Source organism: Pseudoduganella plicata (assembly GCF_004421005.1).
Taxonomy (GTDB): Bacteria; Pseudomonadota; Gammaproteobacteria; order Burkholderiales; family Burkholderiaceae_D; genus Rugamonas; species Rugamonas plicata.
The window spans coordinates 1,419,161-1,432,061 of sequence record NZ_CP038026.1 but is presented as its reverse complement, the minus strand read 5'-3'; the positions used below and the strand labels follow the sequence as shown (position 1 = coordinate 1,432,061).

Genomic DNA, 12,901 nt, shown 5'->3' with positions numbered 1-12,901 from the left:
GTATTGGATTGGCATGAGCGCTTCGCCTACCATACCTTCATAAAAAGACAATCCAGGAGACCCGTCATGACCGTCACTCGCAGGCACGTCCTCGCCGCCATCGCACTGGCCGGCACTTCCGCCACCTTCAGCGCATTCGCCGCCAAACCGCTCGTCATCGGCTTCTCGCAGGTGGGCGCCGAAAGCGAATGGCGCACCGCCAACACCGTCTCCATCAAGGACGCGGCAAAGAAGGCCGGCGTCACGCTCAAATTCGCCGACGCGCAGCAGCGCCAGGAAAACCAGGTCAAGGCGATCCGCTCGTTCATCGCCCAGCGCGTGGACATCATTGCCTTCTCGCCTGTGGTGGAATCGGGCTGGGACACGGTGCTGCGCGAAGCGAAGGCCGCCAGGATCCCCGTCATCCTGACCGACCGCGACGTCAACGTCGCCGACAAATCCCTGTACGTCACGCTGATCGGTTCGGACTTCGTCGAGGAAGGCCGCCGCGCCGGGCGCTGGCTGGTGGAGCACGCGAAGAAAACGCCGGGCAAGGTATTGAATGTGGTCGAGCTGCAGGGCACCGTGGGCTCGGCGCCCGCTATCGACCGCAAGGCCGGATTCGAGGAAGTCACGAAAGGCAATCCGCAACTGAAGCTGCTGCGCACGCAGACGGGCGAGTTCACCCGCGCCAAGGGCAAGGAAGTCATGGAAGCGTTCCTGAAGGCGCACGGCAAGGACATCAACGTGCTGTACTCACACAACGACGACATGGCCATCGGCGCCATCCAGGCCATCGAGGAAGCGGGCCTGAAGCCGGGCAAGGACATCGTCATCGTCTCCATCGACGCCGTCAAGGGCGCGTTCGAGGCCATGATGCAGGGTAAGCTGAACGTCACCGTCGAATGCAGCCCGCTGCTGGGTCCTCAGCTGATGCAGGCCGCGAAGGATGTCGCGGCAGGCAAGCCGGTGACCAGGCGCATCGTCACGGAGGAACGCGTCTTCCCGGCGGAAGTGGCGGCCAAAGAATTCCCGACCCGTAAATACTGATGGCACATCCGGTGAAGGCCACGCGGCCGGTGCTGGAGCTGAACGGTATCCACAAGGCCTTCCCGGGCGTGAAGGCGCTGTCCGATGCCGGCCTGCGGCTGTATCCGGGCGAAGTGCATACGCTGATGGGCCAGAACGGCGCCGGCAAGTCCACGCTGATCAAGGTGCTGACGGGCGTCTACACGCCCGATGCCGGCACGATTCTGATGGAAGGGCGGCCCGTCAGCCCGGCCTCCACGCTGGAAGCGCAGCAGCTGGGCATCAGTACCGTCTACCAGGAAGTCAACCTGTGCCCGAACCTGTCGGTCGCCGAAAACATCTTCATCGGACGCTATCCGAGGAAGCTGTTCGGCATCGACTGGCAGACCATGCGGCGCGACGCCGAGGTGTTGCTGCGTCAGCTGGAAATCGACGTCGACGTGACGGCGCCGCTGTCGCGCTATCCGCTGGCGATCCAGCAGATGGTGGCCATTTCGCGGGCCCTGAACATCTCGGCCAGGGTGCTGATCCTGGATGAGCCCACGTCCAGCCTCGACGAAGCGGAAGTGCAGCTTCTGTTCCGCGTGTTGCGACGCCTGCGCGAGCAGGGCATGGCAATCCTGTTCGTCACGCACTTCCTGGAGCAGACCTACGCCATTTCCGACCGCATCACCGTGATGCGCAACGGCGAGCGCGAGGGCGAGTATGCGTGCAGCGAGTTGTCGCGCCTGGCCCTCGTCAACAAGATGGTCGGTGCGCCGGCCGCGCCGGAGCCGGCCGAGGCGGCGCAGCATGCCTCTCATGTCCTGCACAACGAGCCGCTGCTGACCACTCGCGGCCTGGCCCGCAAGGGCGTGCTGACACCCGTCGACGTCACGATCCACAAGGGCGAGCTGCTGGGCCTTGCCGGCCTGCTCGGTTCCGGGCGCACGGAGCTGGCACGGCTGCTGTTCGGTGCGGACAAGGCCGATGCCGGCGCCATCGTGGTGGACGGCAAGGAGAGCGTGTTCGCCACGCCGCGCGACGCCATCGCCGCCGGCATCGCCTTCTGTTCCGAGGACCGCAAGCACGAGGGCGCGATCCTGTCGCTGTCCGTGCGCGAGAACCTGATCCTGGCGCTACAGGCCAAGGCGGGCATGCTGCGGGCGATCCCTTTGAAACGCCAGCAGCAGCTGGCCGCCGACTACGTCAAATGGCTGGGCATCAAGACCGCCAGCATCGAAACGCCGATCGGCACGCTGTCGGGCGGCAACCAGCAGAAGGTGCTGCTGGCGCGCTGGCTGGCCACCGAGCCGAAGCTGCTGATCCTGGACGAACCGACGCGCGGCATCGACGTGCGCGCCAAGCAGGAAATCATGGATTACGTCACAAACCTGTGCCGCAAGGGCCTGTCGATTCTGTTCATCTCGTCCGAGCTGCCCGAAGTGCTGCGCTGCAGCGACCGCATGGTCGTCATGCGCGACCGCAAGGCCTGCGGCGAGTACCGCCGCGGCGAGCTCGACGAGCAGTCCGTGCTGCGCGTGATCGCGGGAGAGGGCGCATGACGGCGCCACAACCGACACCGATGCCGGCCGAGCCGGCAGCCGTCACTCCGTCGCCGCGCCAGTCCGGCGCCGGCCTGCTGCGCCACGAACTGGCCAAGCCGCTGCTGGCACTGGCCGCGCTGCTGGTACTGGACTTCATTTTCGTGCCCGGCTTTTTCACCTTGCAGGTGCGCGACGGCCACCTGTATGGCCCGCTGATCGACATCGTCAACCGCGCCGCGCCGCTGATGCTGGCAGCGCTGGGCATGACGCTGGTGATCGCCACGCGCGGCATCGACATTTCCGTGGGCGCCGTCGTGGCGCTGTCCGGTACGATGGCGGCCATGCTGATCGGCGGGACAATGGTCATCAACAACGGCGTGCCCACCTACGTGGCCAATACGCCGATGGCGCTGGCGCTGGCCGCGGCAATGGGCGCGGCCGTGCTGTGCGGCGCGTGGAACGGCCTGCTGGTGGCCGGCCTGAAGCTGCAGCCCATCGTCGCCACGCTGATCCTGATGGTGGCGGGGCGTGGCCTGGCGCAGCTGCTCACGGATGGCCAGATCGTCACCGTCTACTATCAGCCGTTCTTCTTCCTGGGCAGCGGTTACCTGCTGGGCATTCCGTTCGCGCTGTGGGTCGTGGCGGCCGTGCTGCTGGTCGTGGGCCTGCTGCTGAAGAAGACGGCGCTGGGATTGTTCATCCAGGCCGTCGGCATCAACCCCGTCGCCGCGCGGCTGGCCGGCGTGCGCACCGCAACGCTGATCTTCTTCGTCTATGTGTTCTGCTCCGCCTGCGCCGGCCTGGCCGGGCTGATGATCGCCTCGAACATCAAGAGCGCGGATGCCAACAACGCCGGGCTGCTGCTGGAGCTGGACGCCATCCTGGCCGTCACGCTGGGCGGCACGTCGCTGGCCGGCGGCAAATTCAGCCTGGCCGGAAGCATGATCGGCGCGCTGATCATCCAGACCCTGACGTACACGATCTATTCGCTGGGCGTGCCGCCCGAGGTGAACATGGTCGTCAAGTCGATCGTCGTGTTCGCCGTCTGCCTGTCGCAGTCGGCGGGGTTTAAAAAGATGTGGAAGGGCCGGGCATGAGCGCTGTACTTACCCAGGCGCGCGGTCTGTCGGGCGCGCCGTACTTTACGTCCATCGTCACGGTGATCCTGCTGGCGATGTTGCTGGCGGCCGGCGGCGCGGCCTATCCCGGCTTCCTGTCGTGGCAGGTGATGCTGAACCTGTTGATCGACAACGCCTTCCTGCTGGTCATCGCGGTGGGCATGGGCATTGTCATCCTGTCCGGCGGCATCGACCTGTCCGTTGGCTCCGTGCTGGCGCTGACGACGATGGTGGCGGCCTGGCTGCTGAACACCGCGCACTGGCCGCCCGTACTCGTCATTGCCACCGTGCTGGTGATGGGTATCGTGTTCGGGGCCGCGCAGGGCGCACTGATCCACTTCTTCCAGCTGCAGCCGTTCATCGTCACGCTGGCCGGCATGTTCCTGGCGCGCGGCCTGTGCTACCTGATCAGCATCGAATCGATCACGATCGACGACCCGCTGTTCGTGGCCGTGTCGCAGACCCAGGTCCCGGTGCTGGGCGGGTTCCTGTCCGTCGGCGCACTGGTGGCATTGCTGCTGCTGGTCGTGACGATATGGGTGTCGCGCCGCACGGCGTTCGGCCGCGCCGTATACGCCATCGGCGGCAACGAGCAGTCGGCGCTGATGATGGGCCTTGCCGTCGGCCGCACCCGCGTCCTCGTCTATGCATTCAGCGGCTTTTGCGCCGCGCTGGGCGGCGTGCTGTTCGCGTTCTACATGCTGTCCGGCTACGGCCAGCATGCGCAGGGCACGGAGCTCGACGCCATCGCCGCCGTCGTCATCGGCGGCACCTTGCTGTCGGGCGGTTACGGCTACGTGGCCGGCGCCCTGTCCGGCGTGCTGGTGCTGGGCACCATCCAGACACTGATCGCGTTCGACGGGACCCTGTCGTCGTGGTGGACCAGGATCGTCATCGGCGCGCTGCTGTTCCTGTTCTGTGTCGTGCAGCGCCTGCTGTCGGCTCGCGTTAAAACCTAGGAGACCTCATGTTGAAGAAGACCCTCGTCGCAGCAAGCCTCGCTGCCGCGTCGATACTGGCGCACGCCGCCAATCCGCTGTTCCCGAACATCTACACGGCCGATCCGGCGGCGCTGGTCGATAACGGACGCGTCTACCTGTACGTCGGCAAGGACGATGCCGCAGCGGACGCGAAAGACTACCTGATGAAGGAATGGCGCGTCTATTCGACGTGCGACATGAAGAACTGGAAGGAACACGGCGCGCCGCTGTCCGTGCAGACCTTCGGCTGGGCGCGCGCGGACGCCTGGGCATCCGATATCACGAAGCGCAACGGCAAATACTATTTTTACTCGACCGTCGACCACGCGACGATACCCGGCAAGGCGATCGGCGTGGCGGTGTCGGACAGCCCGACCGGGCCGTTCAGGGATGCACGCGGTTCGGCCCTGATCACCAACGACATGACGAAGGAATCGGACATCCCGTGGGACGACATCGACCCGACGGTGTTCGTCGACGACGACGGCCAGGCCTATCTGTATTGGGGTAACCGCGTGCTGAAGTGGGCGAAGCTGAAACCCAACATGATCGAACTCGATGGTCCGATCCACACGCAGGGCATCGACAATTTCACGGAGGCGGCGTACCTGCACAAGCACAAAGGCACCTACTATCTGAGCTACTCGCGCGAGTTCCCGGAAGAGACGGCGTATGCCACGGGGCCCAGCGCCACGGGACCGTGGACCTATCGCGGCGTCATCATGAAGAAGAACGCCGTCGTGAAGACCATCCACCACGCGATCGTGGACTTCAACGGCAAGTCGTACATCTTCTACCACAACGACAAGCTGCCGGGCGGCGGCGAGTGGCGCCGTTCCGCCGCGGTGGAGGAATTGCACTACAACGCAGACCGTACCATCGCCTTCGTGCCGCAGACGGCTGAAGGTCCAGCCGCCAATCCCAGCCCGAACTGCCGCTGACGGCTGTTCATTCCAGTAATGCCGGTCAAGGGCGCCCGCGGCGCGGGTCTCCCTTTGACATGACACGGCAATGATATGATTTGCCGATGGATACACTCAACCCGAACTGGTTTCTCCGGGCGCGCCTGAAAACGCGCCAACTGCTGCTGTTGATCGCGCTGGACGAGCAGCGCAATATCCACCGTGCCGCCGAAGTGCTGCACATGACGCAACCGGCCGCCTCCAAGCAGATCAAGGACCTGGAGGAGATGCTGGACGTGAAGCTGTTCGAGCGGCGGCCGCGCGGCATGGAGCCCACGCTGTACGGCGAAACGATGATCCGCCACGCGCGCATGGCGCTTACCAGCCTGTCGCTGGCGCACGACGACGTGATGGCGCTGAAGTCGGGACTGGTCGGCCAGGTCGAAGTGGGTGTCATCATGACACCCGCCATGTCGCTGCTGCCCAAGGCCATCGCCAAGATCAAGCAGCAGGCACCCTTGCTGCGCATCGGCGTGCATCTGGAGTCTTCCAACACGCTGCTGGACATGCTGGAGCGGGGCACGCTCGACTTCATGATCGGCCGCATCCTGGAGCGGGACAACAGCTCGCACCTGATTTACGAGGAACTGACGGAGGAGCCGGCGTGCGCCGTGGCGCGGCTGGACCATCCGCTGCTGGCGAACGACGCGCTGCAGCTGAAGGACCTGGCGGGCCACGGCTGGATCCTGCCGCCTCAAGGGAGCATCCTGCGGCACCGCTGCGACATGATGTTCCGCCGCGCCGGCCTGGAGCCGCCCGCCAACGTGGTTGACACCACGGCACTGCTCTTGATCACGGCGCTGCTGCAGCAGACCGACATGCTGCACGTGATGCCAGTGGACGTGGCGCGCTATTACGCGTCGCTCAACGTGCTGGCGATCCTGCCCATCGAACTGCCTTTCAAGATGGATGCCTTCGGTATCATCCGCCAGCACGACCACCTGCTGTCGCCCGGCGCCAACCTGCTGCTGACGGCCGTGCGCGCTGCGGCCAAGGAGGTTTACTGATGACGCTCGTGTTCTCCAGCCTGAATCACCCGCAGCGCGTGCCGCTGGCCGCCGAACTGCATTCGCGCCCTATCCTCAAGCTGCGCGCACCGGAGCTGGTGTCGCACCTCGCCGTCTTCGGCCACGGCCGCGGCGACAACGCCGACGCGCAGCACGTGCTGCTGATGGACCTGTGTCGCCACTTCGGCGTGGCAGCGCCGGCCCGCGACGCGAATCACTTCTTCCATGACTTCGGCCGTTTCCGGCTGAAGTGGGAGCTGCACTCCGAATTTGCGACCTACACGTTCGCCGAGCGGGCCGAAGCCGCCAGCTTCGAACGCATGCCCGTGCAGCACGTGCCGCAGGACTGGCTGCTGCAACTGACCGGGCGCGTCATGGTGGCCGCCCACGTCATCCTGCGCAAGGGCGGGGTCGAAGAGCATGCGCCCGTATTCGACCTGTTCGAAGGGGTGTCGCTGGCGGCCAGCCGCGTGATGCATTGCGCCGAACTGTGCTCGGACTTCGCCATTGCGTCGGACGGCTTCGCGCGCTTTGTCGTCAACGACGTCAATATGCGCGAGCAGCAGGCGGGGCGCCTGGTGCAGCGCGTGCTGGAGATCGAGACGTACCGGATGATGGCGCTGTATGGCCTGCCGGCGGCGCAGCGCGCCGTGCCGGAGCTGAACGCCGTCGAGAAGGAACTGGCCGAGGCCACAGGCGCGCTGCTGGCCTCCGACGACACCACGGAGCAGGCGCTGCTTCAGCAGATCACGCTGCTGGCGGCGCGCATCGAGAAGCTGTCGCTCGATAACAGCTACCGTTTCGCGGCATCGAAGGCGTACTTCCGCCTTGTCAACGCGCGCATCGACGAACTGCGCGAAGAGCGTATCGAAGGGGTGCCGACCGTGGCGGAGTTCATGGAGCGCCGCCTGGCGCCGGCCATGAACACCTGCGAGGCCGTGGCGGCGCGCCAGGATGCGCTGGCGCGCCGTATCGCCAACAGCAACGATCTGCTGCGCACGCGCGTGGGCATCGTGCAGGAGACGCAGAACCGGCAGATCCTGCAATCGATGAACGCCCGCGCCGCCCAGCAGCTGCGGCTGCAGCAGGCCGTCGAGGGCTTGTCCGTTGCCGCCATCTCGTACTATGTGGTGGGTCTGATCGGCTACGCCGTCAAGGGCGCCAAGGTGCTCGGCTGGGTGGCCAATCCGGACGCGCTGATGGGCGCCGCCGTACCGTTCGTGGCGGCCGCCGTCTGGCTGGCGCTGCGCAGCATGCACCGGCGGCTGCACCGGCACTGAAGCATCCGGCATTCCAGCGGGATGCAGGTCACGCATCTGCCGGCGGTCGACGCGCTGCCATGACGGCGCGGATCGTGCTCGCTGCGGCACCGAATATGGGTAAGCTCCGGGGGTACACATTGCAGGGCCGCCCCGATGAGCACTATCGATTTTGGTCAACTGATCCTCGATCAGACGCCCGATGCGCTGATCGTGACGACGCCCCAGGGCGCCGTCGAGCACTGGACGCGCGGCGCGCAAGCGGTGTTCGGCTATACGGCCGCGCAGGCGGCGGGACGCACGCTGGCGGACCTGATCGTGCCGCCCGGGATGGTAAACGCCGAACTGGCGCTGATCGCGGCGACGCTGGACCAGGGCTTCGCCAATTACGAATCGATGCGGCGCACCCGCGATGGCGCGCTGCTTTATATCGACAGTTCCAGCAAGGCGATCCGCGACGCCGACGGCACCGTGCGCCATATCCTGTGGAGCAAGAAGGACGTGACCGCGCTGAAGGTGACGCGCGATGCGGCGCTGGCCGCGGCGCGCTTCGGCGCGCTGGTCGAGCTGCTGCCGGACGCCATCGTCATGGCCAACGCGGCGGGCCGCATCGTGCTGGCCAACCGGCAGGCCGAGGAACTGTTCGGCTACAGACAGGGCGCGTTGCGCGGACAGCCGCTGGAGCTGCTGATGCCGGACCGCTATCACGGCCCGCTGGTGGCGCAGCAGGTGGCGCATACGCTCGCGCCGCTGCCACCGACCGGGTTCGGGCGCGAGCTGTTCGGCCGGCGTGCCAACGGCGACGAGTTCCCCGTCGAGATCACGCTGTCGCCCGTGCCCGCGGAGGACGAGGTGCTGGTGCTGAGCGCCATCCGCGATATCAGCGAACGCAAGCGCATCGAGCACGCGCTGCAGGAAAAGAACGAGGCACTGGCCGACGCCAGCCTGGCGAAGGACCAGTTCCTGTCCAGCATGTCGCACGAGCTGCGCACGCCGCTGAACGCCATCATCGGCTTTACCGGCACGCTGCTGATGGGCTTGCCGGGGCCTGTCAATGCGGACCAGACGCACCAGCTGCGCACGATCCAGTCCAGCGCGCGGCACCTGCTGTCCCTCATCAACGATATCCTCGACATCACCAAGATCGCTTCCGGCAACGTGGAACTGAAATCCGATCTGTTCGACTGCCGCGCATTGCTCGATGGCGTGGCGGCGATGCTCGCGCCGCTGGCACGGCAAAAGGGCCTGACCCTGGAAGCGCGGGTGGCCGAGGGCGACATGACCCTGCGCACGGACCGGCGCGCCGTGCAGCAGATCGTCATCAACCTGCTCAACAATGCGATCAAATTCACCGAGCGGGGCGGCGTGCGTCTGGAAGCACGCCGGGAACCTGGAAGCGCCAGGGCGCTGCTCATCGACGTCGTCGACACGGGCATCGGCATCGCACCGGAGCAACGCGAGCTGATCTTCCGGCCGTTCACGCAGCTCGATCAGGGCACCACGCGCCAGTTCGAAGGCACGGGCCTGGGCCTGCACCTGAGCGACCGCCTTGCGACCCTGATCGGCGGGAGCATCGCCGTACGCAGCACCCCGGGGGAGGGCAGCGTCTTCACGCTGCGGGTGCCGTTGCGCCAGGGATGACCGTTACGACGGGGAAAACGATCGATTGCCGATGGCGCGATTGCGGTGGCCGGGCGGTGCGGGCACGATGGCGCTGCCGCAATCGTCCGTAGCGAACGCCATGAATCTGTACCACCAGCCGCTGGCCGGTCACGCCCACCGCAGCGCGGGACCCGGACTGGCGGCCTGACATGGATCCACCCGACCATCACCGTGGCACGACGGCGAGCGCGATGTACTGCCGCTGGGCATGGCGGAGGGATTGGAAATCGGCAGGAAGGTGCCGGGCCCGGTGCCGACGACGTTCAGCGCGCGCCGCCAAACACGCGGCGCTGCAACGCACCATCGATATCGCCGCCGGCGGCAGCCGGCTCCAGCTCGCGCATCACGAGATAGCGCAGCATCGACAGCATCGCCAGATCCAGCGTGGCGGCGTCGCGCGGCGCCGTGTCGATGATGCACAGGCTGCCCAGCGCATAGCCCGACGAGAGGATCAGCGGCGCGCCCGCGTAGAAGCGGATATGCGGTGCGCCGTCCACCAGCGGATTGTCGTGGAAGCGCGGGTCCTGTTTCGCATCCGGCACCACCATGATCTCGCTGCGCAGAATGGTGTGGCCGCAGAATGAGATATCGCGGCTGGTCTGGCACGTGGCGCCCATGCCGATGCGGGCCTTGAACCACTGGCGGTCCGCGTCGAGCAATGTAATGAGCGCGATCGGCACGTCGTACTCGCTGGCGGCGAAGCGCACGATCTGCTCGAGCCGCTGCTCTGGCGGCGTATCCATGAGCAGCAATGCCTGCAGCGCGGCCAGCCGGGCCGATTCGTTGTGCGGGAGCGGAGCGGCAATCATATCGAAGGCGTCGGAGTTGAAGAGGGTAGACGCTACTTTACTCCAGGCATCATGGCAGCGCCAGCCTGCAGCGTCCGTACCCGGTGTCGCCCCGCATTTTTGCTCCACTCCCGTTGGATTTCTGGCAAGATGTGCCGCAGACCAACAGTGTGGAGGGCAGGATGGGAAAAGCTGGCGTGCGCCGATGGGCCAAACGCGTGGGAGTGGGCCTGTTGCTGGTGCTGGCGCTCGGGTTCCTGACGGGGTGGTATTTCCTCCGCGGCAGCTTGCCCGAACTCGATGGCAAGCGCACGGTGCCCGAGCTGCATGGCGGCGTGACCGTCACGCGTGACGACGCCGGCGTGCCGGCCATCGTGGGCGAGAACCGCGACGACGTGGCCTATGCGACGGGATTCGTGCACGCCCAGGACCGCTTCTTCCAGATGGATCTGCTGCGGCGCACGGCCGCCGGCGAGCTGGCGGAGCTGTTCGGCGCCAAGGCCCTGCCGATGGACCGCAGCCACCGGCTGCACCGCTTCCGCGCGCGCGCGGCTACGGCGTGGCTGGCATTGCCGGCGGCGGAACGCCAGCTGCTGGAGCGCTACACGGCTGGTGTCAACGACGGCCTGACCGCCCTGGGCACGCGGCCGTTCGAATATGGCCTGCTGCGCATGCAGCCGCGCCCCTGGTCCACGCACGACACGCTGCTGGCGATTTTCGCGATGTACCTGGACCTGCAGGGCAATGCGACGGCACGCGAGGTCTCGCGCGGCTGGCTGCGCGAGCATACCGATGGGGAGCAGATGGCGTTCCTGCTGCCGACGGCAACCCGCTGGGATGCACCGCTGGATGCGGCCGACATCGCGCTGCCGCCCGTGCCGGTGCCCGCGCGCGCGCCGTCGTGGTGGGGCCAGCCGGGCCGGCGCGACGCCGCGCTGCTGGCCGCCGACGATTTCGTGTCCTCCATCGGCAGCAACAACTGGGCCGTCGCGGGCAGCCGCAGCAAGGCGGGCGGCGCCATCGTCTCGGACGACATGCACCTGGGGATCCGGCTGCCGAACACGTGGTATCGCGCGCTGCTGCAGGTCCCGGACGGGAACGGCAGCACGCGGCGCCTGGTCGGCGTCACCCTGCCCGGGGCGCCGTTCATCATCGTCGGCACCAACGGCCACGTGGCCTGGACCTTCACCAACAGCTATGGCGACTACCAGGACCTCGTCACGGCGGGCCTCGACGCGGCCCATCCCGGCCAGGTGCGCCTGAACGGCAAATGGGAGGCCGTGAAGGAACACGCGGAAACCATTCTCGTCAAGGATGCGCCGGCCGAAACGCTGAAGGTACGCGACACGTCCCTGGGGCCGCTGATGGAGACCGGCGGACGCACCTACGCGCTGCACTGGATCGCCCATGAGACGGCGCTGGTCAACGTCAACCTGCGCAAGCTCGAAGGCGTCGATACGGTGGACGAAGCGCTGGCGATCGCCAGCACGGCCGGCATCCCGGCGCAGAACTTCGTCGCCGGCGATGCGGACGGCAATATCGGCTGGACAATTGCCGGGCCGTTGCCGCGCCGCGCCGCCGGCGCGCCGGATGCCACGTTCCCGCTGGCCGAGGGTGCTCCCGGCTGGGCGGGCTGGCTGGCGCCAGGCGAGTATCCGCGCGTCGTCAATCCGGCCGGCGGGCAGCTGGCCACCGCGAACAGCCGGCAGCTGGCCGGCCCCGCCGCGAAACTGATCGGCGACGGCGGCTTCGACCTGGGGGCGCGCACGCGCCAGGCACGCGATGCGTTGGCGGCGCTGGGGCAGCGTACGGACGAACGGGGCGTCTACAGCGTGATGCTGGACGACCGTGCGCTGTTCATGGCCGGCTGGCGCGACCGTGCGCTGGCCGCCCTGGACGCGGCCGCGCTGGCCGATCCGCAGCAAGGTGCCGGGCGCAAGGAGGCGGCACGCCTGCTGCGCGACGGCTGGACCGGCCGGGCCAGCGTCGATTCGGCCGGCTATCGCCTCGCGCGGGGCTTCATGTGGTCGCTGTACGAGATCCTGTACGGCGGCGCCAATGCCCAATTGCAGGGGCTGGCCCCCGGTGCCGGCGCATCGGCCGCGGAACGGCGCTGGCCCGAAGTGGTGGCGCGCCTGCTGGACGAGCAGCCGGCGGGCTGGCTGCCGCCCCAGTACGGCAGCTGGCGCGCGCTGCAACTGGCGGCACTGGACCGCACGATCGCCGACATGACGGCGGACGGCACGGCCCTGCGCGATGCCACCTGGGGCGCCCGCAACGTCGCCGCGATCGCCCATCCGATCGCACAGGCCGTGCCCGCGCTGCGGCGCTGGCTGACGGCGCCGGCCGACTCGCTGCCGGGCGATACGCACATGCCGCGGGTGGCGGGACGCACCTACGGCCAGTCGGAACGGTTTACCGTCTCGCCCGGCAAGGAAGAGCAGGGCATCTTCAATATGCCGGGCGGGCAGAGCGGCCATCCCCTGTCGCCATACTTCCTGACCGGTCACGCCGACTGGGTCAAGGGCACGCCGACACCGTTGCTGCCTGGCCCGGCGCGCCACACGCTAGCTTTCCGGCCGTGATGGCTG

At 67.2% G+C, this 12,901-nt stretch carries 11 protein-coding genes; 10 read left to right on the top strand and 1 reads right to left on the bottom strand.

Annotated features, from left to right (window positions below; translation table 11 throughout):
* Positions 1–66: 66 nt before the first annotated feature.
* The 9 genes from E1742_RS06230 to E1742_RS26115 all read left to right on the top strand — a co-directional run bounded on the left by E1742_RS06230 (position 67) and on the right by E1742_RS26115 (position 9,670).
* Positions 67–1,029 (top strand): ABC transporter substrate-binding protein, encoded by a 963-nt coding sequence (locus tag E1742_RS06230; RefSeq protein ID WP_134384035.1) that lies wholly within the window; start codon positions 67–69, stop codon positions 1,027–1,029.
* The gene (locus E1742_RS06225) at positions 1,029–2,552 is read left to right on the top strand and encodes a sugar ABC transporter ATP-binding protein (protein WP_134384034.1); all 1,524 of its coding nucleotides are present in this window, start codon (positions 1,029–1,031) and stop codon (positions 2,550–2,552) included. The genes E1742_RS06230 and E1742_RS06225 overlap by 1 nt, the downstream gene beginning before the upstream one ends.
* 20 nt (positions 2,553–2,572) lie before the next feature.
* Positions 2,573–3,631, top strand: a complete 1,059-nt coding sequence (locus E1742_RS06220; protein WP_134388065.1) for an ABC transporter permease — start codon at positions 2,573–2,575, stop codon at positions 3,629–3,631.
* Complete coding sequence (gene yjfF / locus E1742_RS06215) at positions 3,628–4,611, top strand: galactofuranose ABC transporter, permease protein YjfF (RefSeq protein ID WP_134384033.1); 984 nt, start codon at positions 3,628–3,630, stop codon at positions 4,609–4,611. Before E1742_RS06220 ends, yjfF begins: the two co-directional genes overlap by 4 nt.
* An 8-nt stretch (positions 4,612–4,619) precedes the next feature.
* Positions 4,620–5,573, top strand: coding sequence for a glycoside hydrolase family 43 protein (locus E1742_RS06210; RefSeq protein WP_134384032.1), 954 nt, complete (start codon positions 4,620–4,622; stop codon positions 5,571–5,573).
* Positions 5,574–5,659: 86 nt separating this feature from the next.
* Positions 5,660–6,601 carry a LysR family transcriptional regulator gene (locus E1742_RS06205; RefSeq protein WP_134384031.1) on the top strand — a complete coding sequence of 314 codons (942 nt, stop codon included), beginning with the start codon at positions 5,660–5,662 and terminating at the stop codon, positions 6,599–6,601.
* Positions 6,601–7,881, top strand: a complete 1,281-nt coding sequence (locus tag E1742_RS06200) for a DUF3422 family protein (protein ID WP_134384030.1) — start codon at positions 6,601–6,603, stop codon at positions 7,879–7,881. The genes E1742_RS06205 and E1742_RS06200 overlap by 1 nt, the downstream gene beginning before the upstream one ends.
* A 135-nt stretch (positions 7,882–8,016) precedes the next feature.
* The gene (locus E1742_RS06195; protein ID WP_134384029.1) at positions 8,017–9,501 is read left to right on the top strand and encodes a PAS domain-containing sensor histidine kinase; all 1,485 of its coding nucleotides are present in this window, start codon (positions 8,017–8,019) and stop codon (positions 9,499–9,501) included.
* 31 nt (positions 9,502–9,532) lie between these two features.
* The gene (locus E1742_RS26115) at positions 9,533–9,670 is read left to right on the top strand and encodes a hypothetical protein (RefSeq protein WP_166793437.1); all 138 of its coding nucleotides are present in this window, start codon (positions 9,533–9,535) and stop codon (positions 9,668–9,670) included.
* Between the two features lie 115 nt (positions 9,671–9,785).
* Here the strand turns inward: E1742_RS26115 and E1742_RS06190 are convergent, their stop codons facing one another.
* Positions 9,786–10,331, bottom strand: coding sequence for a GAF domain-containing protein (locus E1742_RS06190; RefSeq protein ID WP_134384028.1), 546 nt, complete (start codon positions 10,329–10,331; stop codon positions 9,786–9,788).
* Between the two features lie 161 nt (positions 10,332–10,492).
* On the opposite strand from E1742_RS06190, the gene E1742_RS06185 reads away from it, so the two are divergent.
* Positions 10,493–12,895: a penicillin acylase family protein gene (locus E1742_RS06185; protein WP_134384027.1), complete on the top strand. Its 2,403-nt coding sequence runs from the start codon at positions 10,493–10,495 to the stop codon at positions 12,893–12,895.
* Positions 12,896–12,901: the final 6 nt, after the last annotated feature.